Consider the following 25,695-nt stretch of genomic DNA (forward strand, 5'->3'; position numbering starts at 1 on the left):
GCGGGGGCGCCCCCCCTTCTCTTTTTTCGGGAATGGGTTACGGATGCAAACTTGCTTCTTTTCCCCCACCAGGCAGGCCCTTTGTCTGCTCCTTTTGCGGGCGACAAGGGGGGTGGAAATCATCTTCCCCTTTTGCGCCGCTGCCCCTCTACATCCTCCCTTTTGCATTGGGACAGAGGGGTACCGGCGGGCCAAAACCCGGCCCCGCACGGCTTTGGTGGCCGGGCCGCAGACACGACCGCGGGATTGCCGGGGGCAGCGCCCAGGCGGCCCGTTGACCGGCCTGTTACCACTCTTTGCCTGACAGCCATACTGCTTTCTCGTTCTGGTCATGCACCGCCGCCAGTCGAGCAGCATCGACTTTGGCGCGACCAAGGCCCGGCCGCTGATCTGCCAGGCCCTTTTTGCGGGCAGAAAAGGGGCGGGAAGCATCTTTCCGTTCTGCTCTGCTGTCCCTCTATGCCTTTTTTGTATTGGTACAAAGGGCATCCGCAGGCCGAAACTCGGTCGAAGAGCTTCGATGGGCAAGCCGTCGCCACAGTTGCAGGATCGCCGAGGGCAGCGTCTAGGCGGTCGATCGACCGGCCACGCGGTCTCCCTTTTTTCCTATTGGACAGAGGTGCATTGCCAATCTCTCTTGCGGGCAGCAAAGGGGTGAAAAGCATCTTTCTGTCCTCCTGCCAGTCTACACCTCTCTTTTTGTACCGGGGCAGAGGGACACAGCGGGCTAAGGCCCAACCAAACAGCTCCGGCGGCTGGGTTCGTCGATACACCGCAAAATCGCCGAGGGCAGCGCCCAGATGGCCCACTGACTGGTGAACCGTCCCCTCCGTCTCGGCCCTGCAACGCAGGGCAAAGGGGTGCCCTTTTGCAAGGCACTCTCCTTCGCCCGCGGACGGAACACCCACTTGTGGGGCAAAGGATCCCATTTGTCTGTCCCGCGGAGGGGGGCAACCAGTGCCGGCCGGCTGTGGGTTCCTGGCCCTGTGGCGGTCGATCAGCGACCATGAGCAGGTCGTGGGCATCCCCAACCAAATCGTCGGCGACGGCATTTGGAGTAGAACAGCCGGTCAGCGGGCACTCCTCCCCCGGCCGCACTCCCCTTCCAATCGGTCGAGTCGGCGGGCCAGGTGGGCCAGCTGGTTGTGCAGCAAATCGGGGTAGTCCCGCTGGTTGAGGGTCTCGCTGGCGGGCGGATCGACCCGGCGGCCGTTTTGGCGGACCACCGCGGCGGGAATGCCAATGGCGGTGGCCCCGGCGGGTACCGGGCGCAGCACCACGCTGCCCGCGCCGATGCGGCTGCCGTCCCCGATCTCGATGGGGCCCAGCACCTTGACACCGGCCCCCAGCAACACGTCGTTGCCCACAGTGGGGTGGCGTTTGCCCTCCCCCTTGCCGGTGCCCCCCAGGGTGACCCCGTGGTAGATGGTGCAGTTGTCCCCCACCACGGCGGTCTCGCCGATGACCACCCCGGCCCCGTGGTCGATAAAGAGGCCGCGGCCGATCTGGGCCCCGGGGTGGATCTCGATGCCGGTAAAACTCCGCCCCAGCTGGCTCAGCAGCCGGGCGAGAAAGAAGTGTTTCCGCCGGTAGAGGCGGTGGGCGAGCCGGTACCACAATAGGGCGTGGTAGCCGGGGTAGAGCAAAACGACCTCGGCCAGACTTCTGGCGGCGGGGTCTTTTTTTAGGATGGAGCGGGCGTCTTCAAGCCATTTCAATGGGATCTTCCTCCTGTGGCAGCGGGCCGCGCCGAACAGGCGGCGGCCGGTTGAACGGCGGCTGTCACGGGCGGAGACATCGCCCCCAGGGGCGGCGAAGAGGGAACCCCTTGCGCCGCTTTTTTGTGCGGGCAGTCAGTGCGCTCATCACAGGGTCTCCCCTCCTCTCTGCGGCCTTTCGCGGCCGCTTGTACAGTGTATGCCGGGCCGACGCCACCCGGCAAAAAGAAAAAGAGAGCCGCCCGGCACACACCGGGCGGCTCTCGATCGCAGTCGCTTGAAGGGAGCTACTCCTTCTCTTCGTGGTCGCAGCCGCAATCACAGCAGCCGCACTCCTCTTCGTCGTCAAAGGCGAAGTCGGTGTCCAGTTCCAGCTCCTCGCCACAGTTGGGGCAGGGCATGGAACCCACGTCGGTCAGGGTGTCCTCGTCGACATAGATGGTCTCGCCGCAGGTGGGGCAGGTCACTTCGTACATGGGCTCATCGCAGCAACAGTCATCATCGTCGTCATCTTCATCGCCGTAGAGGTCGTCCTCCACATCGGAGAGATCCTCGTCCAGCTCTTCCACAAAGTCCATCACTTCGTCCAGGTCTTCCTCGATGTCGTCGACAGTCAGGGCCAGGTCCTCGATGATGTCGACCATCGCCAGGATGATCTTGGACTCCTTCTTGCCCTTGTCGATGTCCAGCCCCTCGATGAGGCCCTTCAGGTAGGATACTTTTTCGCCGATGGTCATAGCTTGTCTCTCCTATTCAAATCAATTGGGGAAAGGGCGGGCGGGCAGAGTGGTTCTGTCCTACGCTCTCTCCATGTACTCGCCGGTGCGGGTGTCGATGCGGATGCGGTCGCCCTCGCTGAGGAAGAGGGGGACGCGGATCTCGGCGCCGGTCTCCAGAGTGGCCTCTTTCAAGGTGTTGGTGGCGGTGTTGCCCTTGAAGCCGGGGTCGGTCTTGGTGATCTCCAGCTCGACAAAGAAGGGGGGCTCGACGCCAAAGACGTTGCCCTTGTAGGACAGCACCTTGACCACGGTGTTCTCTTTGACAAACTTGAAGTTGTCGCTGAGGATAGACTTGTTGATGGGCAGCTGCTCATAGGTCTCCTCGTCCATGAAGTAGTAGAGGTCGCCGTCGTTGTACAGGTACTGCATGTCCCGCCGGTCGATAAAGGCGGTGGGGTATTTGTCGTTGGGGTTGAAGGTCTTCTCCAAAACCCCACCGGTGATGACGTTTTTAATTTTAGTGCGGACGAAAGCGGCCCCCTTGCCGGGTTTTACGTGCTGAAATTCCACTACCTGCACGACGGTGCCGTCCATCTCAAAAGTAACTCCGTTGCGAAAATCTCCCGCAGAAATCATGGGTCCATCCTCCAAATCATTAGTTCTTATCCATTCTATCCTATCACCGTCTATTTTTCAAGTTCTTTTTCGGCCTGGCGCCGGGGTTTAGAGGAGGAGCAGCTCCTTGGGGGAGCGGGTGATGTCCTCGGTCCCCTGGGAGGTGATGACCACCATGTCCTCGATGCGCACCCCGAACTCGCCGGGCAGGTAGATGCCCGGCTCCACGGTGATGACCATCCCCTCTTCAAGGGCGGTCTTACAGCCGGGCGAAAAGCGGGGTTCCTCGTGGATGTCCAGCCCCACCCCGTGGCCCAGGCCGTGGCCGAATTGGGCCCCGTAACCAAAGGAGGCGATGTAGTCCCGGCTGGCCCGGTCCACCTCCTCGCAGATAACGCCCGCCTGGGCGGCGGCAATGCCGATCTCGTTGGCCTTGAGGACGATGTCGTAGATCTGGCGCTGTTTTTCGCTGACTTTTCCCAGGGCCACGGTGCGGGTCATGTCGCTGCAGTAGCCGTCCACCGTGCAGCCAAAGTCCATGGTGAGGAAATCACCCGTCTGCAGCACGTAGTCCCCCGGCACCCCGTGGGGCTTGGAGGAGTTTTGCCCCCCCACCACGATGAAGTCGAAGGAGACCCCTTCGGCCCCCTGGCGGCGGATGAAAAACTCCATCTCTAGGGCGATCTCCCGCTCGGTCTTTCCCGGGGCGATGTGGCCGAGAATGTGCTGGAACCCCTCGTCGGTGAGGGCCTGGGCAGCCTTTATCTTGGAGATCTCGGCGGCGCTCTTGCGCATCCGCAGGCCGCCCAGCACCTCTTCAAAGCCGCTGCCGTCCACCAGCTGGGCGGGGAGTTTCTCCATCCACCCGCGGGCCTTTGACAGGGAGCAGAGAGAGTCCATCACCCCGTAGGACCGGACCCCGTGCCGGGCAAACAGCTCGCCGATCTGGGCGTAGAGTTTGTCCTGTAAGAGCACCTGGCAATCCCGCGCGGCGGCCCGGGCCATCTCGATATAGCGGAAGTCGATGATCAGGTAGGTCTCCTCCCGGGTGACGACGACGGTGCCCGCCGAGGAGCGGACCCCGGTGAGGTACTGGCGGTTTTTCTCATCGTCCACCAGGGCGGCGTCAATGCCCTGGGGCAGCAGTTCACAGACGCGCATGGCTACACCCTCCCCGCCAGGGCCTCGATGGCCAGCAAATAGCCCTGGGTGCCCAGGCCACAGATTTGGCCCACGCAGACCGGGGCGGTCACCGAGCGGTGGCGAAACTCCTCCCGCTGGTGGACGTTGGAGATGTGCACCTCCACCGCCGGCAGCTTGACGGCGGCCAGGGCGTCGCGGATGGCGTAGCTGTAATGGGTGTAGGCGCCGGGGTTGATGACGATCCCCTGAAAGTCGGTCAGTCCCCGGTGGATGAAGTCGATGAGCTCGCCCTCGCCGTTTGCCTGAAAACAGATGCAGGAAAGCCCCAGCTCGGCACATTTTTGGCGGCAGGACTCCTCCACGGTCTGCAAATTTTCCAGCCCGTAGTGGCCCGGCTCCCGCACCCCCAAAAGGTTCATGTTGGGCCCGTTGATGATGGCAATGGTCTTTTTCACGTGGATCCACCCCTCTTTATTTTCTCCGCCCCGGCGGGGCGGGACAGCGCTTTACCCCTGCAGGGAGCGGTAGTAGTCTTTCATGGTGCGGGCGTCCTCGGCCTGGGTGCCAGCGGACTCGCAGATGAAGGTGGGGCTGCAGCCGTACTGGCAGATGAGCTCCATCAGCGGCTCATAGGCGGGACCGTAGACGGTGTCGGCAAAGGTCAGGTGGACCTTTTCGCCCCCCTTTTCGGTGTACTGGATCTTGGAGAAGTGAGCGTGAAATCCCTTCATCCGCCCGTCGCCCAGCCGCTCCCCCACCGCCAGCAGGATGGCCTCGTAATCGCTCTTCTGGGCGATGCCGCCCAGGGTGCGGGCGTTGAGGTGGCCAAAGTCGATACAGGGGATCAGCCGCTCGTCGAGACAGCAGAGGGAGAGCACCTCGTCCAGGGTGCCCAACTGGTTGATCTTCCCCATGGTCTCGGGGCAGAGGTGGACATGGCCCAACCCCTCCTCGTCCATGGCCGCCAGGGCCCGCTGCAGGGTATCGCCGGCCAGGGCCAGGGCCTCCTCCCTGCTGATTTTCGAGCAGGAGCCGGAGTGGACCACCACCCGGTCGGCCCCCATGCCGGCGGCGGCGCGGACGCTCTGGAGGATGTACTCCACCGACTTCTGGCGCTTCTCCTCCTCCACCGAGGAGAGGGAGATGTAATAGGGGGCGTGCAGGGAGAGGGAGATGCCGTGCTCCACCGCCTTTTTGCCAAAGGCAGCCGCCGCCTCGGGGCTGATGCGCACCCCGTGGCCGCACTGGTACTCGTAGCAGTCAAGGCCCATCTTCTCCACATAGCCGGGGGCCTGGATGGTGGCCTTGTACCCCTGGTCTTTAAAGCTCTGGGAATTGCCCGCCGGGCCGAATTTTGCCGCCATTTCAGTCCTCCTCCCGCTTGATGAACAGCCGTTCCAGCTTGCGCTTGAACTGGATCTGCGCCAGCTCCTGCCCGTCGATGGGGTTGACCAAAATGGTCTTGACCCCGGCGATATTTCCCCCCAGCATGTCGGTGAAGAGCTGGTCGCCCACCATGGCGCAGGCCTCCCGGGGCAGCCCCAGCAGCGCCACCGCCCGGCGGTAACTCTTCGGCAGGGGCTTTTTGGCGCTGTGGACATAGGGCAGGCCCAACAGCTGGGCAAAGGGGCGCACCCGCTCCTCCCCGTTGTTGGAGATGATGCAGAGTTTGATCCCCCCCGCCCGCATGGCCTCGACCCATTCGCGCGCCCCCGGCGCCGGGGTGGGGTCGTCGTGTTTGGCAAGGGTGTTGTCGATGTCGACGATCAGCCCGCCGATGCCGGCGGCCTTCAGAAATTGCAGGGTCACCCCCTGCACGCTCTTTTGCATGTAGTCCGGTCTCAGCACCTGCTCGCTCCCCCTTTGGGCGGCTACGGCCACCCCTTTAGTATCTCAAAAAATTGTTTCAAAATTGCAAAGAAATTGAAGCCGGCAAATGAAAAAGCGGGCTGCAAAGCCCGCTTTTATCTTTTGTTCGCCATGCCCGATGGACCTGCAAGCTTATCTCTTTTTGAATTTGCGCTTGCGAGCCGCTTCGGATTTCTTTTTGCGTTTTACAGAGGGCTTCTCGTAGTGCTCACGTTTGCGAACCTCCTGCAAGACACCCGATTTGGCGCACTGGCGTTTGAACCGCCGCAGCGCGTTGTCCAAGCTCTCATTGTCTTTGACGCGAATTTCCGACATTTACTTCCCCTCCCTCCGCCATGCGGCAGGAGTTTACGGCGCCGCGCCCCCGCAGGGACCGCCCCGTAAGATGCCGCCGCCCAGGGCTCTCACCCGTGGACCTGGCCGCTACAAGTTGTACCGGCAGGCGCAACTTGTATAACAGAGACTATTATACAATGCCCTGCCAAGGGCTGTCAATAGCTTGCAGGGGGCAAGTTGGAAAAATTCAAAAAGCAAACGGTTTCCAGCAAAAAACTCCCTATTTGATGACGATATTCACCAGCCGGCCGGGGACGTAGATCTCGCGGATGGGCATCTTCCCCACCAGCGCCTCGGCGATGGCGGCGTTGTCCTTGGCGATCTGGATGGCGGTCTCCTTGTCGCAGTTGACCGGCACCACGATCTTGGCCCGCACCTTGCCGTTGACCTGCACCGCCAGCTCCACCGTCTCGTCGACGCACTTGCTCTCGTCGAAGAGCGGCCACTTCTCCTTGGCCAACATGAGGCCAAAGCCGTGCTTCTCGTACATCTCCTCGGTGAGGTGGGGGGCGAAGGGGTTGAGGATGACCAGGAAGTCGTGCAGCTCGTCCTTGGTGATCCCCTTCTTGGCGTAGATCTCGTTGATGAGGGCCATCATGGCGGCGATGGCGGTGTTGAACTTGAGGTTTTCGATGTCCTCGGTCACCTTTTTGATGGTCTTGTGGAAGCTGACCTCCAGCTCTTTGGAGTAGCCCTCGCCCGGGATGAGCAGCTTGGAGAGCCCCCAGACCCGGTCTAAAAACCGGCTGCAGCCCTTGATGGAGTCGGCGCTCCAGGGGGCGGCCTTCTCAAAGTCGCCGATGAACATCTCGTACAGCCGCATGGTGTCGGCCCCGTACTGGTCGACGATGTCGTCGGGGTTGACCACGTTGCCGCGGGACTTGGACATCTTCTCCCCGTTCTCGCCCAGAATCATGCCGTGGCTGGTGCGCTTGGCGTAGGGCTCCTTGGTGGGGACCACCCCGATGTCGTAGAGGAACTTGTGCCAGAAGCGGGAGTAGAGCAGGTGCAGGGTGGTGTGCTCCATCCCCCCGTTGTACCAGTCCACCGGCAGCCAGTACTCCAGCGCCTCTTTGCTGGCGATCTCCTGATCGTTGTGGGGGTCGCAGTAGCGCAGGAAGTACCAGGAGGAACCCGCCCACTGGGGCATAGTGTCGGTCTCCCGCTTGGCGGGTCCGCCGCAGTGGGGGCAGGTGGTGTTGACCCAGTCGTCGAGCTTGGCCAGGGGGGACTGCCCGTCCTCGGTCTGGTGGAAGTCGGCCACCTCGGGCAGTTTCAGGGGCAGTTCGGACTCGGGCAGCGGCACCCAGCCGCACTTCTCACAGTAGACCATGGGGATGGGCTCGCCCCAGTAGCGCTGGCGGCTGAAGACCCAGTCGCGCAGCTTGAAGTTGACCTTGGGGTGGCCTTTGCCCTCTTTTTCCAGCCAGGCGATGATGGCCTTCTTGGCCTCCTCCACCTTCATTCCGTCCAGGAAGCCGGAGTTGACCATCACCCCGGTGGCGCAGTCGGTGAACGCCTCTTTCTCCACGTCGCCGCCGGCCACCACCTCGACGATGGGCAGGTCGAAGGCCTTGGCGAAGTCGTAGTCGCGGGTGTCGTGGGCGGGCACCGCCATGATGGCGCCGGTGCCGTAACTCATGAGCACGTAGTCGGAGATGAAGATGGGGATCTCCTTGCCGCTGGCCGGGTTGATGGCCCGCACCCCCTCGATCTCGACGCCGGTCTTCTCCTTTTGCATCTCGGTGCGCTCAAAGTCGGACTTGCGGGCCGCCTTCTCGCGGTACTCCAGCAGCGCAGGCATGTTGGTGATCTGCCCGGCCCACTGGTCGATGTAGGGGTGCTCGGGGGAGAGGACCATATAGGTGGCCCCGAACAGGGTGTCGGGGCGGGTGGTGTAGACGGTGAGCTTCTCGCCGGCGGTGGTGGTGAAGTCCACCTCGGCGCCGGTGGAGCGGCCGATCCAGTTGATTTGGGAGCTCTTGACCCGGTCGATGTAGTTGACCTCTTCCAGATCGTCGATCAGCCGCTGGGCGTACTCGGTGATCTTCAGCATCCACTGGCTCTTGACCTGGCGGATGACCTCGCCCCCGCAGCGCTCGCAGACGCCGCCGACCACCTCTTCGTTGGCCAGCACCACCTTGCAGGAGGTGCAGAAGTTGACGGCCATCTCCTTTTTGTAGGCCAGCCCCCGCTTGTACAGTTGCAGGAAGATCCACTGGGTCCACTTGTAGTAGCTGGGGTCGGTGGTGTTCACCTCCCGGTTCCAGTCAAAGGAGAGGCCCAGGGACTTGAGCTGCTCTTTGAAGTGGGCGATGTTTTTGGCCGTGACGATCTCGGGGTGGATGCCGGTTTTGAGGGCGTAGTTCTCGGTGGGCAGGCCAAAGGCGTCCCACCCCATGGGGTAGAGGACATTGTACCCCTCCAGCCGGCGCTTGCGCGCCACGATGTCCAGCGCGGTGTAGCTGCGGGGGTGCCCCACGTGCAGGCCCTGCCCCGAGGGGTAGGGGAACTCCACCAGGGGGTAAAACTTGGGTTTGGAAAAGTCGGTGGTGGCGGCAAAGACATTCTCCTCGTCCCACCGATCCTGCCATTTCTTTTCGATCTGTTTGAAATCGTAGCTCAAAACTGTATCCTCCCTCAAAACGCCCCAAAGGCCGCGGTCTCCCGCGGCTTTTGGCTGCCTTATTTTTTCAGTTCGTCAATGGCCACCGGCTTGCCGTCGGCCCAGAGCCGCTCGAGCCCGTAGAACTCGCGGGACTCCTTGTGGAAGACGTGGACGATCACGTCGCCGTAGTCCAAGACGATCCACCCGGCGGACTGGTAGCCCTCGATCCGGTCCGGCTCCACCCCGTTTTGTCCCAGGAAGAAATCCACCTGGTCGGCCAGGGCCTTCACCTGGGTGGTGCTGGTGCCCTCGCAGAGGACGAAGTAGTCCCCCAGGGTGGACACCGTGGAGATGTCGAGGGCCTTGATGTCCCCGGCTTTTTTGTCTTCTAGCGCCTGCACAGCCAGTGCGGCGATCTCTCTTGCAGTCATTCTCTGCTCCCTTTTCATCAATTGGTCTTTACTCGCCGCTGGTGGCGCTGGAGGAGGCGGCCGAACTGCTGCTCTCCTTGCCGGAAATGGTGTCTTTGCCCGGCTTGGCCCCGCCCAACAGATCGTCGATGGTGTTGCCGTTTTTGTCGTACCAGGAGGAGGAGTTGGCCACCTCGGGGCAGGTCAGCTTTTCAGCCGGCACCGCCTCGGTGTGGGGGCGAAACTTCTCGTTGAGGAGGTTTGCCAGCTCCTCTTTGTGCACCGAGTAGATGGACAGCCCCGCCTTGGAGTAGGCGGGTTCGCCGGGCACCATGTACATCTCGACTTGCGAGAGGTCCAGCTTGGATGCCTTCTGGGCGTAGTTCAGGATGTCGGCGCCGGTCAGGTCGGTCTCGACCTTGTCGTAGCACAGCCCCACCAGCTTGATCATCTCGTTGGTGGAGAGCTTGGTAATCTTCTCCATCCCCGCGGCGATGAAGAGCCGCTGGGCCTTGACCCGGCCCAGGTCGCCCTCGGCGTAGAGTTCGCGGGAGCGGACAAAGCACTGGGCCTGCTGGCCGCTCAGGGTCTGCTGGCCGGCTTTGATTTCAAGTCCCTCGTCGACGATGGTCACGTCGTAGGGGACGTTCATCTCGATGCCGCCGATGGCGTCCACCGCGTCGATGAAGGTCTGCATGGTGATGGTGATGTAGTGGTCGATGGGCAGCTGGTACTGGGTGGTGATGTAGTTGACCAGGTTGAGGATGTGCTTGTCCTTGTTCTCCCCGCGGGAGAAGACGGCGTTGATCTTGCCCGAGGGGATGTCGTCGCCCACGTAGGTGTCCCGCGGGATCTGTAGGATGTGGGCGGTCCCGTCCTCCATATTGAAGTTGACCACCATGATGACGTCGGTGAGTTCGTGGTCGGCGTATTCGGGGCGGGAGGTGTCGTTGTCGGTGCCGACGATGAGGATGTTCACCGACTTCTCCTGCACCGCCTGCGAGTTGCCGTATTCAGACATGTCCGCGCCGCCGAAAAGGTTGGAGTGCAGCAGCACGTACACCGCCGTTCCCCCCGCTACCACCAGGGCCAAAACCACCGTGGTGACGATGAGCGCGATCTTCTTTTTTCTGTTGCCGGTCTTCTTGCCTTTGTGGGGGGTTTCCCGCATCCTCTTTGCCATGTTACTCTCCCTCGATGTAGTGGTTATACGCCGTGACCGACCCCTCGAAGATGGGGCGGCCCCTCTGGGCCAGGTAGATCAAATTGTTCTGCAGGGCCCAGGCCATAGCGCGGTTTAAATCGGTAAAACAGAGCTGTCGCAGCTGCTCCACCCCGGCGAAGGTCCGCTCGGGGCCGGTCATGTCCGCCAGAAAGACGATCTCCTCCTCCGCCGACATGTTGGGCCGGCCGGTGGTGTGATAGAAGATGGCGTCGAGCACCCGGGCATCGGTGATGCCGAAGTGCTCCCTGGCAAAAGCTGCCGCCGCCGGCCCGTGCAGCAGCGCGCGGCTGCTGCGGGCCAAGGCATTGTTTATTATAGCAAACTCTCTGCACCAATGCAACAAAGTGTCCAGGCTTTCCTCCTTCATGCAGTCGTGCAGCCAGGCCGCCCGCAGACAGACATCCTCGTCGGCCCCGTGGCGCCGCGCCAGGGCACCGGCCTGCTCCACCACGTTTTTGGTGTGGCGGTAGCGCTCGTCGGAGAGGTGGGCCTTGACGTACTCGCGGTAGGGTTTATAGGGGTTCACTTTCCATCCTCCCCTCGGTAGAGGCGGCGCTCCTCGATGTAGCGCAACACCGCCGGGTCCAAATAGTCCGACACGTCCTCCCCGGCCGCAAGCCGGGCCCGCAGCCAGGTAGAGGAGACCTCCAGCGGGGGGGCGTCCACCAGCAGGAAGGTCCCTCCCTCGGCCCGCAGGGAGTCGGCCGCCCCCTGCAGGGCGGCGCGGTCATCCTCCCGCCGCGGGGCCACGCAGAAGGCCGCCATCCCCAGCAGTTCCCGGTAGCGGTGCCACTGGCGAAAACTCAAGAGCATGTCGCTGCCCATGAGGAAGAAGAGCCGGTCTTCGGGCCAGCGGCGGTGGAACTCCGCCAGGGTGTCGAAGGTGTAACTCCGCCCGCCCCGGCGCAATTCCACGTCGCTGATCTCCACCGGGACCCCCCAGTCGCAGAGGGCGGCCATCTCCAGCCGCTGGGCGGGGCTGGCCCCCGCCGCCGGGGCCTTGTGGGGGGGCTGAAAGGTGGGCACCACAACGCAGCGCGCAAGGCCCAGCGCCCGGCAGATGGCCCCCACCAGCAGGGTGTGCCCCCGGTGGGGCGGGTTGAAAGTGCCGCCAAAAATCGCCGTATCCATCTCGCTCGCGTCCTCCCTCGCCTTACAGGGTGTAGGCGGAGTCCTTTTTCTTCTGCTTGAAGAGGACGAACTTGGTGCCGATGACCTGCACCACCTCGCTCTTTGTGTACTCGGCCAGCTCGGCCGCCGCCTCGCGGGGGGTGTAGGGGCTGTTTTCCAGCACCCGGCCCTTGATCAGCTCCCGGGAGGCCAGGGCGTCGGCCACCTGCTTGGTGACCGCCGGCTCGACCCCGTTCTTGCCGATTTGGACGATGGTGTCCAGGCCGTTGGCGCGGCCCTTCAAATACGCTCTCTGTTTGCTTGTCAACATGGTCGCAGTTCCTCTCTATCTCTCACGGGCCGGGCCGGCGGCACGGCTCACAGGTACTTTTTCAGCTCTTCCACAAAGAGCCGCAGGGCCTTGCCCCGGTGGCTCATGGCGTCCTTCTCCTCGGGGGGGATGCTGGCAAAGCTCCGCCCCTCCCCCACCTGGAAGATGGGGTCGTAGCCAAAGCCGTTGTAGCCGATGCGCTGGTGGGCGATCTTCCCCACGCACTCGCCCCGGGTGTGAAAGCTGCGCCCGTCGGGGAAGACAATGGTGATGACGCTGACAAAGCGGGCGGTGCGCCCCTCGTCGGGGACGTCTTGGAGGGCCGCCAGCAGTTTGTCCACATTCTCGTCGTCGGTGGCGTTTTCCCCGGCGTAGCGGGCCGAGTAGACCCCCGGCGCGCCGTCCAAGCAGTCCACCGACAGGCCGCTGTCGTCGGCCACCGCCGGCAGACCGGTCAGATCGCAGATGGTCTGGGCCTTGATGCGGGAGTTCTCTTCAAAGGTGGTGCCGGTCTCCTCGATCTCCTGGCGGATGCCGGCCTCCTTCAAAGAGACGCACTCCACCCCGTAGGGCTCCAGGATGCGGTGGAATTCCCGCACCTTTTTGTCGTTGTTGGTGGCGATGAGCAATTTCACAGCCTCTGTCCTCCTATTTGTTGTCGTCTGGGGCGCTACTCCTCGCAGAAGAGGGCGTCCACAAAGGTCTGGGCGTCAAAGGGCTGCAGGTCGTCGACCTGCTCCCCCACCCCGATGTACCGCACCGGCAGGCCCAACTGGTCCTTGATGGCCACCACCACCCCGCCCTTGGCGGTGCCGTCGAGCTTGGTGAGGACGATGCCGGTCAGGTCGGTGACCTCCATAAACTGCTTGGCCTGGTTGACCCCGTTCTGGCCGGTGGTGGCGTCGAGCACCAAGAAGGTCTCCTTCTTGCTGTCGGCGGCCTCCCGGTCGATGACCCGGTTGATCTTGGCCAGTTCGTCCATGAGGTTTTTCTTGTTGTGCAGCCGCCCGGCGGTGTCGCAGATGAGGACGTCCACCCCCCGGGCCTTGGCGGCGGCCACCCCGTCGTAGATGACGGCGGCGGGGTCGCTCCCCTCCTGGTGGGCGATGACGTCGCAGCCGCTGCGCTGCCCCCAGACTTGCAGCTGGTCGATGGCCGCGGCGCGGAAGGTGTCGGCCGCGCTCAAAAGCACCGTGTGCCCCTGGTTTTTGAGCAGGGCGGCCAACTTGCCGATGGTGGTGGTCTTGCCCACCCCGTTGACCCCGATGACCAGCAGCACCGTGGGCTTGGTGGTGATCTCCAAAGCGGTGTCGCCCTGGAGGATGTCCAACAGGACCCCCTTCAGGTAGCGGCGGATCTCCTTGGGGTCGGTGACCCGGTCGCGCTTGACGGCCTCCCGCAGTTTCTCCACGATCTTGAGGGAGGTGTCCACCCCCACGTCGGCCATGATGAGGGTCTCTTCAATCTCCTCGAAGAGGTCCTCGTCGATTTTGGTAAAGCTGGCGGCAATGCCGCCCAGGGCCCCGGCAAAGGAATCCCGGGTCTTTTGTAGCCCCTTTTTAAATTTGTCAAACAGCCCCATGCTGCGCCTCCTCTCAAGCGGTTGCACTCATTCGGTCTTCAGGGTACCATCCCAGCGGTATCTCTGCAGGTCCACCCGCCGGTCGGGGGTGATTTCGACCCCCTCCGCCTCCAGCAGGAGGCGCTGTTCGTCCAAGGGGCCAAAGGTCCCCTCCGGCGCCAGGCGGCCGTCTCTCCCCACCACCCGGTGGCAGGGGACGCCGGCGCCCGCGGGGCAGCGGCGCATGGCGCCGCCCACCACCCGCGAGGCCCGGGGGCTGCCGGCGAGAAAGGCCAGCTGGCCGTAGGTGGCCACCCGGCCCCGGGGGATCTGTCGGGCCAGGGCGTAGACGGTCTGGTAAAAGTTCATCTGCCCACCCCTTTTATGGTATGTATTTCCCGGGGAAAAAGCCGCCGGCTAGTTCACAAATTCGGACCCCACCTCGGAGACGTCCAGCTTCAGCAGCTTGGAGACCCCCTCCTCCTGCATGGTGACGCCGTAGAGGACGTCCGCCTCCTCCATGGTGCCGCGGCGGTGGGTGATGCAGATGAACTGGGTCTCCCCCGACATGGTGCGCAAGTAGGCGGCGTACTTGTTGACGTTCACGTCGTCCAGGGCGGCCTCGATCTCGTCGAGGATGCAAAAGGGCGACGGGTGGACGGTGAGGATGGCGAAGTAGATGGCGATGGCCACAAAGGCCTGCTCGCCGCCGGAGAGGGATTGGAGGTTGTTGATGATCTTCCCCGGCGGGGCCACCTGGATGTCGATGCCCGACTCGAGGACGTTTTCCGGGTCGGTGAGGCTGAGGGCCGCCTTCCCCCCGCCAAAGAGGTCGACGAAGATGCGGCTGAAGTGGCGGTTGATTTGGGAGAAGTTCTCCTCAAAGCGGGCGATCATCTCCTTGGTGAGGGCGGCGATCAGCTTGTGCAGGCTGTTCTTGCTCTCCTCCACATCCGCGATCTGGGCGCTCATGAAGGAAAACCGCTCCTTCTCGGCCCGGTACTCCTCGATGGCGTCCAGGTTGACCGAGCCCAGGGCCCGCATCTTCCCCTTGAGGGAGGCCAGGCGGCGCTTGGCCTCCCCCTCGTCCTCCAGGGGGCGGGCCTCCTGCTCGGCCTGGCTGCGGGTCAGCTCGTACTGGTCGTAGAGGTCGGCCACGATCTTGTCGTAGTCCTGCTGCATGGTCTGCTTGCGCTCCTCCAGCCGGGCCAGCTCCCTGGCCACCCCGTCCTTGTCGGACTGGATGGACTTTTGCTCCTGGCGGTTTTGCACCGCCTCCTGTTCCAGGGACTGGCGGCGCTGGGAGATCTGGTGGATGGCGGCGCGGCGCTCGGCGATCCGCCCCATGAGGTCGCTGTTTTGCTCGGCCAGCTCGGCGATGTCCCGGTCGATCTTCTCGCTGCGGGCCTTGGCCGCCTCGATCTGGGCGAGGATCTCCTCTCTCTGCTTGCTGCTGCCCAGCTTGGTCTGCTGCAGGGAGATGATCTCCTCCCCCCAGACCAGGGTGTCCTTCTGCAGTCCGGCAATCTCCATCTTCTGCTCGGCGATCTCGTCGAGGATGGCCTGCCGGGCGTCGGTAAAGGCCTTGGCGGAGGTGGAGAGGGCGGCCAGCTCGCCGTCGAGTTTCTGGTAGAGGGCGGTGGTCTGCTCCTGCTCGGTAAGCAGGGCGTCCATCTCCCCCTCCAACTTCTCCAGGTAGGTGCGCTGGGCGAGGGCGTCCCGCTCCAGCCCCTCCAACTGGCTGCCCGCCTGCTCGAGGTACTGGCCGATGCGGGCCAGCTCGCCCTCGCAGCGGATCTTGTCCTGCCCGGCGGTGATGAGCTCGCTCTGGGCGCCCTCCATCACCGCCTGCAGCCGGGCCAGCTCCTCCCGCAGCTCCCGCTCCTCCCCGATCAGTTCGGCCAGGCGGGCCTGCTGTTTGGCCGCCCCCTCCCGCAGGGCGGTGAGTTCGCTCTCGCGGGAGAAGACGCCGGTGGTCTTGGAGAGGGAGCCGCCGGTGAGGCTGCCCCCGGCGTTGACCACCTGGCCGTCGAGGGTGACCACCTTAAAACGGTAGCCAAAGGCCTTGGCCAGGGCCACAGCGGTGTCCAGATCCTCCACTACGGCGGTGCGGCCCAACAGGTTTTCGGCGATGGGGCGCAACCGATCGTCGCAGTCCACCAGCTCGCTGGCGACCCCCACGTAGCCGTCCCAGTCGTCCAGCCCCCGCTCGCTGAGCGAGCGGCCGCGGATGACCGTCAGGGGGAGGAAGGTGGCCCTGCCCCCCCGCTGCTGTTTCAAAAATTGGATGGCCGCCTTGGCTGCCCCCTCATCCTGGCAGACGATGTTCTGGGCGGCGGCCCCCAGGGCCACCTCAATGGCGGTGGCATAGGCGCGCTCGACCTTGAGCAGGGTGGCCACCGGGCCCAAAATGCCCCGCAGCTTTCCCTCCTTGGCCGAGAGGGTCACCTTTTTGACACTGTAGGCAAAGCCCTCCATGTTGTCCTTCAGGTCCTGCAGGACCTTCATCTTGTTCTGGGCGTCGGTGCAGGCGGCCCGCAGGCGGTCCAGCTCCTCTTTCGCCCGGCGGTGCTGCTGCTGGCGGCTCTCCCACTTGAGGGCGTAGCCGTCCTTGGTGTTCTGGGCGGAGGTCAGCTGTTCCACCACCTGTTCGAGCTGCTGGGCGACCTCTTTCCTTTCGGCCTCGGCCTTCTGCATCTCGCCGGTCAAGAGCTCCCTCTTCTCCCCCAGGTCCTGTAAAACGGCCTGGGAACGGGCCCGGTTGTCGGCCCCGGCGTGCAGCCGCACCTTGATTTCGCTGAGTTCCACCGAGTAGCCCGAGAGGGCGGACGTCAGCTCCTCCACCCGCTCCTGGGTGGAGGAGTTTTGCACCACCAGCCCGGAGAGGGTCTCCTCCCGCTCGACAATCTCCCGCTCCCGCTGGGCGGCCAGGGCGCGGCTCTTCTCGATGAGGGCCTGCTTGTCGGCGATCTTCTGGTCGATGTCCTCCCCCCGGCGGGCCAGGTCCTCCAGCTCCCGCCGGTGGCGCTCCACCTCTTCGCCGGCGTGCTTCTGCTCGTTTTGCAGCACCAGCACGCTGGCCTCGTTCTGGTTGATCTGGGCGCCCAGCTCGGCGATGTCGGCGTTGACCTCCTCGATTTCCGAGGCGCAGCGGTTCATCTGCCGGTAGAGCTCCTCATTTTTCTGGTCCATGTCGTCGATCTTCTGCTGCATGGTCTCAAAGTCCCGCTGGGCCAGGAGGAGCTTGTCCTCCTGCTGGCGCAGCAGCTGCCGCGATTTGGCCAGGGTGTAGACCCAGAGGGAGACCTCCAACTGCCGCCGCTCCCCGGCCAGTTGCAGAAACTGGCTGGCCTTTTCGCTCTGCACCCGCAGGGGCTCCAGGCGGCTCTCCACCTCCTGCAGGATGTCCCGCAGCCGCAGCAGGTTTTCCTCTGCCCGCTCCAACTTGCGCTCGGCCTCATTTTTCTTGTAGCGGTATTTGGCGATGCCGGCGGCCTCTTCAAAGATCTCCCGCCGCTGTTCGCTCTTGGCGCTGACGATTTCGGAAATTTTGCCCTGGGAGATGATGGAGTAGCCGTCCTTGCCCAGGCCGGTGTCCATGAACAGCTCGTGCACGTCCTTGAGGCGGACGGCCTGGCCGTTGATGCGGTACTCGCTCTCGCCCGAGCGGTAGAGCTTGCGCAGCACCGTGACCTCCTCGGCCTGCATGCCCGCCAGCTTCCCGTCGGCGTTGTCGATGACCAGGGCCACCTGGGCAAACCCCATGGGGGAGCGGGCCTGGGTGCCGCCGAAGATGACGTCCTGCATCTTGGCCCCCCGCAGGGATTTGCTGGACTGCTCGCCCAGCACCCAGCGCATGGCGTCGGACAGGTTGCTCTTGCCGCTGCCGTTGGGCCCCACCACGGCGGTGAAGCCGTGGTCAAATTCCAGCCGGGTCTTGTCCGGGAAGGACTTGAACCCGTAAATTTCCAGTGCCTTTAAAAACAAACTCTCACATCCTCCGGATGGTGTAGGGCGCCACCGCCCCGTCTTCGTATACCTTGATGCGCTGCCCCCGCTCGGCCAGGGCCCGGCGGTTTTCCCCCCGGTGCCCCACCGCCTTGGAGGCGTGGCCCGGGGCCACCCCCAGCCGGTACTCCCCGGCAGGGAGACCGGCCAGCGCTTCGCCCAGCAGGGCGGCGTACCGCCTGCTCTCGCAGAGTTCCCGAAAGGCCGGGTGAAAGGGGCCCGCCACCCAGCCCTTGGCCAGGCTCTCGTCCGGGTGCAGCCCCACCCGGATGACCCGGATGCGCGCGCTGTCAAAAAGCCGCAGAAGCGCGGCGGTCTGTTCCACCGCCTCTTCCAGCGAAAGGGGCGCGTATGCGCCTTTTTCATAGAGCGCGCAGAGTTCGGTGTCCCGCATCACCAGGGTGGGGTAGATGCGCACCGTGTCGGGGGCCAGGGCGACAAACGCCTCGGCGGTGCGCCGGTCGGTCTCCCGATCGGCGCCGGGGAGGCCGGTCATCATCTGCAGCCCCAGTTCCAGCCCGGCGGCGCGGACGGCCCGGCAGGCGGCACGGACATCCTCCGCCGTGTGGCCCCGCCGGTTTTTCGCCAGCACCCCGTCGTCCATGCACTGGGCCCCCAGCTCCACCGCGGTGACCCCGCGGGCGGCCAGATGGCGGGCCATCGGCCCGTCTAGGCAATCGGGCCGGGTGGAGAGGCGGATGCCCGCCGCCTGTCCCCGGCGGACAAAGGGCTCGGCCACGTCCAGCAGCGCCTCCCGGTAGGCCGGGTCGACGGCGGTGAAACTGCCCCCGAAAAAGGCGATCTCGCAGTGCGCCCCGTCAAAGCCGGGGGCGCGCACCGCCCCTTCGAGCAGCCGGGCCACCTCCTCTGGGGAGGGGGCGCGGGCGGCCCCGGAGATGCGGTTTTGGTTGCAGAAACTGCACCGCTGGGGGCAGCCCAGGTGGGGGATGAAGAGGCCGATGTTGCCGTGTTTCACTCTTCCCCCATCAGCCGCAAGGCCTCTTTGGCGGCGTCCTGCTCGGCCGCCTTTTTGCTGCGGCCCCGGCCAGTGGAGAAGACGTTGTTGTCCAAAATCACCTGCACGGTGAAAATCTTGGCGTGGTCGGGCCCCTCCTCCCCCGCCAGGCGGTATTCCAGCTGGTCCTCGGGGTTTTGCTGGACGATCTCCTGTAGGCGGGTCTTGTAGTCCACAAAGGGGGTGTAGGTGCGGTTGGAGAGGAGGGAGGACATGTTGCGCAGGATGAAGGCGGAGGCCGCTTCCATCCCCCCGTCCAGGTAGATGGCGGCGATCACCGCCTCAAAGGCGTCGGCCAGGATGGAGGGCCGGTCCCGGCCGCCGGAGAGGTCCTCCCCCCGGCCCAGGCGCAGGTAGTCCCCCAGGTGGATGGCCCGCGCCAGGTCGCAGAGGGACTTCTCGCAGACCAGGGTGGCCCGCACCCGGGTCAGCTCCCCCTCGGGCATGTCGGTGAGGTTTTTGAAGATGTAGTCGCTCACCACGATGGAGAGGACCGCGTCCCCCAAAAACTCCAGCCGCTCGTTGTACTGCACGCCGGGCCCCCGCTCGTTGGCAAAGGAGGAGTGGGTGAGGGCCGTCTCGATGAGCTGCTTGTCGAGAAAGCTGTAGTGCAGGGTCCGCTCCAGTTTTTCCATTACTGCTCGCCCCCTTCGGCGGCCTTCTGCCGCATCTCGCCCAGGGCGGTCTCGATGGTGGAGATCACCCCGTTTTCCACCATGGTCTTGGCCTGGCGGATGGCGTTTTGAAACGCCTCGGCCCCCGAGCTGCCGTGGGCCTTGATCACCGGCGCTTTTAGCCCCAACAGGGGGGCCCCGCCGTACTTCGAGTAGTCCATCTTGTCCTTAAAACCCTTCATCCCCCCGGCCATGGTCAGGGCGCCCAGCTTGGTGAGGGGGCTTTTGAACATCACCTTTTTCACCTCGCCCGCCATCATCTTGGCCAGCCCCTCGGTGAGTTTGAGGATGATGTTGCCGGTAAAGCCGTCGCAGACCACCACGTCGGCCACCCCGAAGGGGATGTCCCGCGCCTCGGCGTTGCCGATGAAGTGCAGGGGCGCGCCCTGCATCAGCCGGTAGGTCTCCTGCTGCAAGGAGGTGCCCTTGTGGGGTTCGGTTCCGATGTTGGCGATCCCCACCTTGGGGGCGGCGATCCCCATGATCTTCTCCATGTAGGCCGACCCCATCACCCCGAACTGCACCAGCATCTCGGGGCGGCACTCGGCGTTGGCCCCCACGTCGGCCAGCAGATAGGCGCCGGTGGCCGAGGGGATGACGGTGGTGAGGGCCGCCCGCTTGATCCCCTTGAGCCGCCCGGCGATCATGGTCGCCCCCACCACCAGGGCGCCGGTGTTCCCGGCGGAGACAAAGGCGTCCCCCTCGCCGGATTTGAGCATCCGCAGCCCCTCGGCCATGGAGCAGTCGCCCTTCTCCTTCAAGACGGCGGTGGGCTCGTCCTCCATGGAGATCTGGGTGGGGGCGTGGCGGATGTCCAGCCCTGCCAGGTCGATTGACAGGGCGGCCGCCCGCTCGGTGAGCAGGGGCTCGTCCCCCACCAGGGTGATCTCCACCCCGTATTCGTCCCGGGCCAGCCGGGCCCCCTTGAGGGTCTCGTCGGGGGCGTTGTCGCCGCCCATGGCGTCAAAGATGATTCGCATGGTCATTCCTCCCGTCTCTAGCTCTGTGTGGCCTCGGCCTCGCCCGCCGCCCGCAGATAGTCGCGTAGGCTGCAAAGGGCGCGGGCCGCCAGGGCGCCGTAGCGCTCCTGCTTGCCGCGGACGCGATTTTCCAGCGGGGGCAATACCCCCATGTTGGCCCCCATGGGCTGAAAGTCTGCGTTCCCCCCGTCGCTGACATAGTGGGTCAGCGCCCCCAGCATGGTGTCGCGGGGCAGTTCCAGCAGGGGCCGGCCCCGGGCGGCGCGAAGGGCGTTTTTCCCCGCCAGGATGCCGCCGGCCGCGCTCTCGATATAGCCCTCGGTGCCGGTGATCTGCCCGGCAAAAAAGACCTTGGGGTGGCGCCGCAGGCAGAGGGTGGGGCACAGCAGTTTGGGGGAGTTGAGGAAGGTGTTGCGGTGCATCACCCCGTAGCGCATGAATTCAGCCTTTTCCAGCCCGGGGATCAGCGAGAACACCCGCTTTTGCTCGGGGAACTTGAGGTTGGTCTGAAAGCCCACCAGGTTGTAGAGGCTGCCCTGCACGTCCTCTTTTCGCAGCTGCACCACCGCCCAGGGGCGGTGGCCGGTGGCCGGGTCCCGCAGCCCCACCGGCCGCAGCGGCCCAAAGCGCAGGGTGTCGTGGCCACGGGCGGCCATCACCTCCACCGGCATACAGCCCTCGTAGACCCCCACCTGTTCAAAGTCGTGCAGGGGGGCCCGCTCGGCGGACACCAGGGCGTCGATGAAGGCGTCGTACTCCTCCTTGTTCATGGGGCAGTTGAGGTAGTCGGCATCCCCCCTGCCGTAGCGGGCGGCGGCAAAGACCCGGTCCCGGTCAAGGGACTGGGCGGTGACGATGGGGGCCGCCGCGTCGTAAAAGCTGAGATAGTCCTCCCCAATCAAATCGGCGATGGCCGCCGACAGGGCGTCGGAGGTGAGGGGGCCCGAGGCGACCACGGTCCACTCGTCCGGGTCGATGGCGGTGACCTCCCCCTCCACAACCTCGATGTTGGGGTGGCGGCGCACCGCCTCGGTGATCAAATCGGAAAACCGCACCCGGTCCACCGCCAGGGCGCCCCCGGCGGGAACCCGGGTCTCGTCGGCGGCCCGGCAGACCACCGAGCCCAGCAGCCGCATCTCGGCCTTGAGCAGCCCGGCGGCGCTCTCCACCCGCTCGGCCTTCAGGGAGTTGGAGCAGATGAGCTCGGCAAAGCCGGGGTACTGGTGGGCGGGGGTGTATTTTTGCGGCTTCATCTCGCAGAGGAGCACCCGCTCCCCCCCGTCTGCGATCTGCAGGGCCGCCTCACAGCCGGCCAGACCGGCGCCGATGACCCGAATCATTCTGCCCGGTCCTCCCGCTCGTAGCCACAGCCCTCTTTGGCGCAGTAGATCTTGGCGTCCCGCCCGGTCTTTTTAAAGAGGGTGGCGCCGCACTTGGGGCAGGTCTCGGGGATGGGCAGGTCCCAGGTCATAAAGGAGCAGCTGGGGTTGTGCTCGCAGCCGTAGAATTTCCGCCCCCGCTTGGATTTCTTCTCCAGCATCTTGCCGCCGCAGAGGGGGCAGAGCCCGCCGGTCTCCACGGTGATGGCCTTGGTGTTTTTGCACTCGGGGAATCCTGGGCAGGCCAAAAACTTGCCGTAGCGGCCGGTCTTGATGACCATCTTACGCCCGCAGAGCTCGCAGACGATGTCGGTCTCCTCGTCGGGCACCTTGAGGCGGGTGCCCTCCATGGCCTTCTCCGCCTTGTCCAGCGTCTCCTCAAACTCGCCGTAAAAGGCGTGCAGGACCTTGACCCAGTCGGCCTTCCCCTCCTCGATCTCGTCGAGGCTGCTCTCCATCCCCGCGGTGAACTTCACGTCGACGATGTTTTGAAAGTGCTCTTCCAGCAGCTGGGTGGTCACCTCCCCCAGACTGGTGGGGACCAGCATCTTCTGCTGGCGCTCCACATAGCCCCGGCCCAAAATGGTGGTGATGGTGGGGGCGTAGGTGCTGGGGCGGCCGATGCCGTTCTCCTCCATCGCCTTGATGAGGGTGGCCTCGGTGTAGCGGGGGGGCGGCTCGGTGAAGTGCTGGCCCAAATCGATCTTGTCGGTGAGGATCTTCGAGTCCTTGCGGATGGGGGGGAGGGACTTCTCGTCGTCCTCGGCGGTGTCCTTCCCCTCGATGTAGACCTTGGTGAAGCCGTCGAAGCGGACGGTGAAGCCGGAGGCGCGGAAGTTGTACCCCTCCACCAGCAGGTTGACCGTCACCGTGTCCAGCAGGGAGGAGGCCATCTGGCTGGCGATGAACCGCTTCCAGATGAGGCTGTAGAGCCGGTACTGGTCGGGGCTCAGGGAGTCCTTGATCTGCATGGGGGTCAGGGAGGGCATGGTGGGGCGGATGGCCTCGTGGGCGTCCTGGGTGTTGGCCCCCTTGCGGGCCGAGTAGGCCCGGGGCTTTTCGGGGAGGTAGTCCTTCCCGTACTGCTTTTCAATGAAGGCGGTGGCCTCGTCCTGGGCGTCCTTGGAGATGCGCAGGGAATCGGTCCTCATGTAGGTGATGAGGCCGACGGCCCCCATCCCCTCGATCTCAATGCCCTCGTAGAGCTGCTGGGCGGCCTGCATGGTGCGCCGGGACTGAAAGCCCAGTTTGCGCGAGGCCTCCTGCTGCATGGTGGAGGTGGTGAAGGGGGGCGAGGGGTTGCGCTTGCGGCTGCCCTTCTTGATGGAGTCGATGACGAATTCCCTGCCGACAATGTCCTGGTAGATGGCCTGGGCGGCCGCCTCGTCGGGGATCTCGATCTTTTTGCCGCCCTTGCCCACCAGCTTGGAGGAGAAGGCGGCCTGCGAGCCCTCGACCCGGTGGCGGGCCTCCACGCTCCAGTACTCGGTGGGGACAAAGGCGCGGATCTCCTTTTCCCGGTCGACGATCAGCCGCACCGCCACCGACTGGACGCGGCCGGCGGAGAGGCCCTTGCGGACCTTGCGCCAGAGAAAGGGGCTCAGCTTGTAGCCGACGATGCGGTCGAGGATGCGCCGGGCCTGCTGGGCGTTGAAGAGGTCCATGTCGATGGTGCGGGGGGCCTTCATCCCGTTTTGGATGCCGGTCTTGGTGATCTCGTTGAAGGAGACCCGGTTGGGCTCGCTCACATCCAGGCCCAAAATCTGCGCCAGGTGCCAGGAGATGGCCTCCCCCTCCCGGTCGGGGTCGCTGGCCAGGTAGACCTTGTCGCTCTTTTTGGCGGCGGCCTTCAGCTCGTTGATCAGCTTGCCCTTGCCCTTGATGTTGATGTATTGGGGGGCAAAATCGTGCTCGAAGTCCACCCCCATTTTGGTTTTGGGCAGGTCGCGCACATGGCCCATGGAGGCCACGACGCTGTAGCCCCGGCCCAGATATTTTTTAATGGTCTTTGCCTTGGCAGGCGATTCCACTATAACCAGTTTCGACAATCCATTCACTCCTCGTTTTTCGAGTGGGTTTCACACGGCCCTCGCCGCGAATACTTCATTATAGCACCCTCCGGTAGCGCCCGTCCACCCCCCGGGCGATCTGCCCGGCCAGTTCCAGCTTTGAAAGCGCCGCCAGCACCGCCGGGGGCGGGGCCTGCACCCCGGCCAAGATCCCCTCGAGGGGGGCGGGGCCCGAGTGCAGCAGGGCGAGGATCGCCCCGGCCGGGCCGGCCGGCACTTCTCTCGGCGGGGGCGGCGGGGCGGCCGGCTCTCCTTGAGGATGGTCCAGCAACTGGTGGGGATATACGCAGACCTGTCCCCCTTCCTGCAACAGCCGCCAAAAACCGGCGGCAAAGGGGGTGCGAACATCCCCTGGCAGGGCGTAGACCGGTTTTTGCAGGGCCCGGGCAGCGGCGGCCGCCAGGTGGGCGCCGCTCTTCTGGGCGCACTGGGGGACAAAGAGTCGGTCCCCCAGCGCCGCCAGGAGCCGGGCCCTCTGGTGGTAGGCCTGGCGGGTGACCGGGCAGTCGTCGGGGTGTTCGCTCACCACCGCGCCCCCGGCGCGGGCGATCCGTTCGCAGAGGTCCCGGCAGCCGGCGGGGGTCAGATGGCCAAACCCCGCCGGGAGGACGGCCACCGCCCTTCCCCCGGCGGAGAGGGCCCCCTCCAGCGCGGCCTGGTCCACCCCGTAGGCCACCCCGGCCACCACCGCCGCGCCCCCTTGGGCCAGGGCCCTGCCAAAGGCGCGGGCACAGTCGGCGCCGTAGGCGTCGGGGGTGCGGGACCCGGCCACCGTCACCGCCGGGCCCGCAAGGGCCGCCGGGTCCCCCTCGCAGAGGAGAAAGCCCGGCGGGTCGGGCAGCGCCGACAGCCGGGCGGGGTAGTCCTCCCCGCCCCAGCAGAGGGCCCGGTGGGAAAAGGGCGGCTCGTCCGCCGGGTCGCGGGAGAAGAGGCGCGCCCGCTCCCGCGCGGTGAAAAAGCCGTCCTCCCGCCCCCGCTGCCAGACGGCTTCGGGGGAGCCAAAGTGCGCCAGCGCCGCCTTTAGCCGGGGGGTGGCCGGGCCCAGCCCCCGGTAGAGCCAGAGGGCCGGATTCAACGGGCCATCTCCCACAGGAAGAGGGAGGCTGCCACCCCGGCGTTGAGGGATTCGCAGCCGGGCGCCATGGGGATCTCCACCAGTTTGTCGCACCGCTGGGCCACCTGGGGGGAGATGCCCGCCCCCTCGTTGCCTACCACCAGGGCGCAGGGGGACTTCCAGTCGATCTGCCCCACCGGCACGCTCTCCCGGTGGAGGGCGGAGCCGTAGACGGGGAGCCCGGCGGCCTGCAGCTCCCCCACCGCCTCGGCCAGGTCGGGGACCACCGTCAGCGGCACCTTGAAGATGGCGCCCATGGCCCCCCGCACCACCTTGTCGCCCAGAAAGTCGGCCCCGCCCTCCCCGGCGATGATGCCGGTGACCGAAAAGGCGCAGCCGCTGCGGACGATGGTGCCCAGATTGCCCGGGTCGGCCACCCCGTCTAGAAGGAGGTAGTGGCCGCCGGGGTCGATGGGGCCCAGCCGGCGGTGGACCAGCCCTGCCCGGCAGGCGGCGAGCACCCCCTGGGGGCTTTCGACCCCGCTGATTTTGGCCATCACCCCGTCGCTGACACAGAAGGCCGATCGGGCCGCCTCCTCGAGGGCGGCGACTACGTCGGGCCAGCGGGTGCGGGCCTCTTCGGTAAAAAAGGCGCTCTCCACCGCGCCGGAGGCGGCGGCCTCAGCGCAGAGGCGGGCCCCCTCGCAGAGAAAGAGACCCGCCTCCCGCCGGGCCTTGGCCGACGAGCGCAGGCGGCAGATCGCCTTGACGCGGGGATTGTCCCGGCTGGTGATGTATTCTGACACGGCAGTTTCCTCCTCTTGCCGCCCGCGGCGGTACGAAAACCGCCCGGTCAAATGGCTTGACCGGG

25 protein-coding genes are annotated in these 25,695 nt (G+C 65.1%); all 25 read right to left on the reverse strand.

Annotated features, from left to right (window positions below):
• Positions 1–1,070: 1,070 nt before the first annotated feature.
• Entirely contained in the window at positions 1,071–1,718 is a 648-nt protein-coding gene (gene epsC / locus GT748_RS02245) for a serine O-acetyltransferase EpsC (protein WP_021658446.1), read from the reverse strand.
• A 287-nt stretch (positions 1,719–2,005) separates the two neighbouring features.
• Positions 2,006–2,455, reverse strand: a complete 450-nt coding sequence (locus GT748_RS02250) for a CD1247 N-terminal domain-containing protein (RefSeq protein ID WP_021658447.1) — start codon at positions 2,453–2,455, stop codon at positions 2,006–2,008.
• A gap of 60 nt (positions 2,456–2,515) precedes the next feature.
• On the reverse strand, positions 2,516–3,073 hold the full coding sequence (gene efp / locus GT748_RS02255; protein WP_021658448.1) for an elongation factor P: 558 nt from the start codon (positions 3,071–3,073) through the stop codon (positions 2,516–2,518).
• 87 nt (positions 3,074–3,160) lie between these two features.
• Positions 3,161–4,213 (reverse strand): M24 family metallopeptidase, encoded by a 1,053-nt coding sequence (locus GT748_RS02260; RefSeq protein WP_021658449.1) that lies wholly within the window; start codon positions 4,211–4,213, stop codon positions 3,161–3,163.
• A 2-nt stretch (positions 4,214–4,215) separates the two neighbouring features.
• Entirely contained in the window at positions 4,216–4,650 is a 435-nt protein-coding gene (gene aroQ, locus GT748_RS02265; protein ID WP_021658450.1) for a type II 3-dehydroquinate dehydratase, read from the reverse strand.
• Between the two features lie 51 nt (positions 4,651–4,701).
• Positions 4,702–5,559 carry a TIM barrel protein gene (locus GT748_RS02270; RefSeq protein ID WP_161213275.1) on the reverse strand — a complete coding sequence of 286 codons (858 nt, stop codon included), beginning with the start codon at positions 5,557–5,559 and terminating at the stop codon, positions 4,702–4,704.
• 1 nt (position 5,560) lies between these two features.
• Entirely contained in the window at positions 5,561–6,043 is a 483-nt protein-coding gene (locus tag GT748_RS02275; RefSeq protein ID WP_081692924.1) for a YqeG family HAD IIIA-type phosphatase, read from the reverse strand.
• A 153-nt stretch (positions 6,044–6,196) separates the two neighbouring features.
• Positions 6,197–6,379, reverse strand: coding sequence for a 30S ribosomal protein S21 (gene rpsU / locus GT748_RS02280; protein ID WP_021658453.1), 183 nt, complete (start codon positions 6,377–6,379; stop codon positions 6,197–6,199).
• A 241-nt stretch (positions 6,380–6,620) separates the two neighbouring features.
• Positions 6,621–9,026 (reverse strand): leucine--tRNA ligase, encoded by a 2,406-nt coding sequence (leuS, locus tag GT748_RS02285; protein WP_044991993.1) that lies wholly within the window; start codon positions 9,024–9,026, stop codon positions 6,621–6,623.
• A 59-nt stretch (positions 9,027–9,085) separates the two neighbouring features.
• The gene (gene rsfS / locus GT748_RS02290) at positions 9,086–9,439 is read right to left on the reverse strand and encodes a ribosome silencing factor (RefSeq protein WP_044991994.1); all 354 of its coding nucleotides are present in this window, start codon (positions 9,437–9,439) and stop codon (positions 9,086–9,088) included.
• Between the two features lie 28 nt (positions 9,440–9,467).
• Positions 9,468–10,601, reverse strand: coding sequence for an LCP family protein (locus GT748_RS02295; RefSeq protein ID WP_021658456.1), 1,134 nt, complete (start codon positions 10,599–10,601; stop codon positions 9,468–9,470).
• A gap of 1 nt (position 10,602) precedes the next feature.
• Positions 10,603–11,169: a bis(5'-nucleosyl)-tetraphosphatase (symmetrical) YqeK gene (gene yqeK, locus GT748_RS02300; protein ID WP_021658457.1), complete on the reverse strand. Its 567-nt coding sequence runs from the start codon at positions 11,167–11,169 to the stop codon at positions 10,603–10,605.
• Positions 11,166–11,774, reverse strand: coding sequence for a nicotinate (nicotinamide) nucleotide adenylyltransferase (gene nadD / locus GT748_RS02305; RefSeq protein WP_021658458.1), 609 nt, complete (start codon positions 11,772–11,774; stop codon positions 11,166–11,168). The genes yqeK and nadD overlap by 4 nt, the downstream gene beginning before the upstream one ends.
• Before the next feature lie 22 nt (positions 11,775–11,796).
• Positions 11,797–12,084 (reverse strand): YhbY family RNA-binding protein, encoded by a 288-nt coding sequence (locus GT748_RS02310; protein ID WP_059004873.1) that lies wholly within the window; start codon positions 12,082–12,084, stop codon positions 11,797–11,799.
• A gap of 47 nt (positions 12,085–12,131) precedes the next feature.
• A complete protein-coding gene (locus tag GT748_RS02315; protein ID WP_021658460.1) occupies positions 12,132–12,719 on the reverse strand; it encodes an XTP/dITP diphosphatase in 588 nt (195 codons plus the stop codon).
• Between the two features lie 35 nt (positions 12,720–12,754).
• A complete protein-coding gene (ftsY, locus tag GT748_RS02320; protein ID WP_021658461.1) occupies positions 12,755–13,666 on the reverse strand; it encodes a signal recognition particle-docking protein FtsY in 912 nt (303 codons plus the stop codon).
• A gap of 27 nt (positions 13,667–13,693) precedes the next feature.
• Positions 13,694–14,014 (reverse strand): MGMT family protein, encoded by a 321-nt coding sequence (locus tag GT748_RS02325; RefSeq protein ID WP_059004871.1) that lies wholly within the window; start codon positions 14,012–14,014, stop codon positions 13,694–13,696.
• A 48-nt stretch (positions 14,015–14,062) separates the two neighbouring features.
• On the reverse strand, positions 14,063–17,632 hold the full coding sequence (smc, locus tag GT748_RS02330; RefSeq protein WP_021659812.1) for a chromosome segregation protein SMC: 3,570 nt from the start codon (positions 17,630–17,632) through the stop codon (positions 14,063–14,065).
• 4 nt (positions 17,633–17,636) lie between these two features.
• Positions 17,637–18,629: an elongator complex protein 3 gene (locus tag GT748_RS02335; RefSeq protein ID WP_021659813.1), complete on the reverse strand. Its 993-nt coding sequence runs from the start codon at positions 18,627–18,629 to the stop codon at positions 17,637–17,639.
• Positions 18,626–19,303 (reverse strand): ribonuclease III, encoded by a 678-nt coding sequence (rnc, locus tag GT748_RS02340; protein ID WP_021659814.1) that lies wholly within the window; start codon positions 19,301–19,303, stop codon positions 18,626–18,628. Before rnc ends, GT748_RS02335 begins: the two co-directional genes overlap by 4 nt.
• The gene (gene plsX / locus GT748_RS02345) at positions 19,303–20,322 is read right to left on the reverse strand and encodes a phosphate acyltransferase PlsX (RefSeq protein WP_044992756.1); all 1,020 of its coding nucleotides are present in this window, start codon (positions 20,320–20,322) and stop codon (positions 19,303–19,305) included. The genes rnc and plsX overlap by 1 nt, the downstream gene beginning before the upstream one ends.
• A 17-nt stretch (positions 20,323–20,339) precedes the next feature.
• The gene (gene trmFO / locus GT748_RS02350) at positions 20,340–21,662 is read right to left on the reverse strand and encodes a methylenetetrahydrofolate--tRNA-(uracil(54)-C(5))-methyltransferase (FADH(2)-oxidizing) TrmFO (protein WP_021659816.1); all 1,323 of its coding nucleotides are present in this window, start codon (positions 21,660–21,662) and stop codon (positions 20,340–20,342) included.
• Positions 21,659–23,749 (reverse strand): type I DNA topoisomerase, encoded by a 2,091-nt coding sequence (gene topA / locus GT748_RS02355; protein WP_021659817.1) that lies wholly within the window; start codon positions 23,747–23,749, stop codon positions 21,659–21,661. Before topA ends, trmFO begins: the two co-directional genes overlap by 4 nt.
• A gap of 58 nt (positions 23,750–23,807) precedes the next feature.
• Positions 23,808–24,845, reverse strand: a complete 1,038-nt coding sequence (locus tag GT748_RS02360; protein ID WP_073260989.1) for a DNA-processing protein DprA — start codon at positions 24,843–24,845, stop codon at positions 23,808–23,810.
• On the reverse strand, positions 24,842–25,630 hold the full coding sequence (locus GT748_RS02365) for a TrmH family RNA methyltransferase (RefSeq protein WP_044993618.1): 789 nt from the start codon (positions 25,628–25,630) through the stop codon (positions 24,842–24,844). Before GT748_RS02365 ends, GT748_RS02360 begins: the two co-directional genes overlap by 4 nt.
• Positions 25,631–25,695: the final 65 nt, after the last annotated feature.

This window comes from Bittarella massiliensis (ex Durand et al. 2017) (assembly GCF_009876955.1).
Classification (GTDB): domain Bacteria; phylum Bacillota; class Clostridia; order Oscillospirales; family Ruminococcaceae; genus Bittarella; species Bittarella massiliensis.

Bases quoted from the DNA above. Each gene is read 5' to 3' on its own strand.
- GT748_RS02250 (WP_021658447.1), bottom strand. From the start codon at position 2,455: ATGACCATCGGCGAAAAAGTATCCTACCTGAAGGGCCTCATCGAGGGG.
- efp (WP_021658448.1), bottom strand. From the start codon at position 3,073: ATGATTTCTGCGGGAGATTTTCGCAACGGAGTTACTTTTGAGATGGAC.
- GT748_RS02260 (WP_021658449.1), bottom strand. From the start codon at position 4,213: ATGCGCGTCTGTGAACTGCTGCCCCAGGGCATTGACGCCGCCCTGGTG.
- GT748_RS02270 (WP_161213275.1), bottom strand. From the start codon at position 5,559: ATGGCGGCAAAATTCGGCCCGGCGGGCAATTCCCAGAGCTTTAAAGAC.
- rpsU (WP_021658453.1), bottom strand. From the start codon at position 6,379: ATGTCGGAAATTCGCGTCAAAGACAATGAGAGCTTGGACAACGCGCTG.
- rsfS (WP_044991994.1), bottom strand. From the start codon at position 9,439: ATGACTGCAAGAGAGATCGCCGCACTGGCTGTGCAGGCGCTAGAAGAC.
- GT748_RS02295 (WP_021658456.1), bottom strand. From the start codon at position 10,601: ATGGCAAAGAGGATGCGGGAAACCCCCCACAAAGGCAAGAAGACCGGC.
- nadD (WP_021658458.1), bottom strand. From the start codon at position 11,774: ATGGATACGGCGATTTTTGGCGGCACTTTCAACCCGCCCCACCGGGGG.
- GT748_RS02310 (WP_059004873.1), bottom strand. From the start codon at position 12,084: ATGTTGACAAGCAAACAGAGAGCGTATTTGAAGGGCCGCGCCAACGGC.
- ftsY (WP_021658461.1), bottom strand. From the start codon at position 13,666: ATGGGGCTGTTTGACAAATTTAAAAAGGGGCTACAAAAGACCCGGGAT.
- GT748_RS02325 (WP_059004871.1), bottom strand. From the start codon at position 14,014: ATGAACTTTTACCAGACCGTCTACGCCCTGGCCCGACAGATCCCCCGG.
- rnc (WP_021659814.1), bottom strand. From the start codon at position 19,303: ATGGAAAAACTGGAGCGGACCCTGCACTACAGCTTTCTCGACAAGCAG.
- plsX (WP_044992756.1), bottom strand. From the start codon at position 20,322: ATGCGAATCATCTTTGACGCCATGGGCGGCGACAACGCCCCCGACGAG.
- trmFO (WP_021659816.1), bottom strand. From the start codon at position 21,662: ATGATTCGGGTCATCGGCGCCGGTCTGGCCGGCTGTGAGGCGGCCCTG.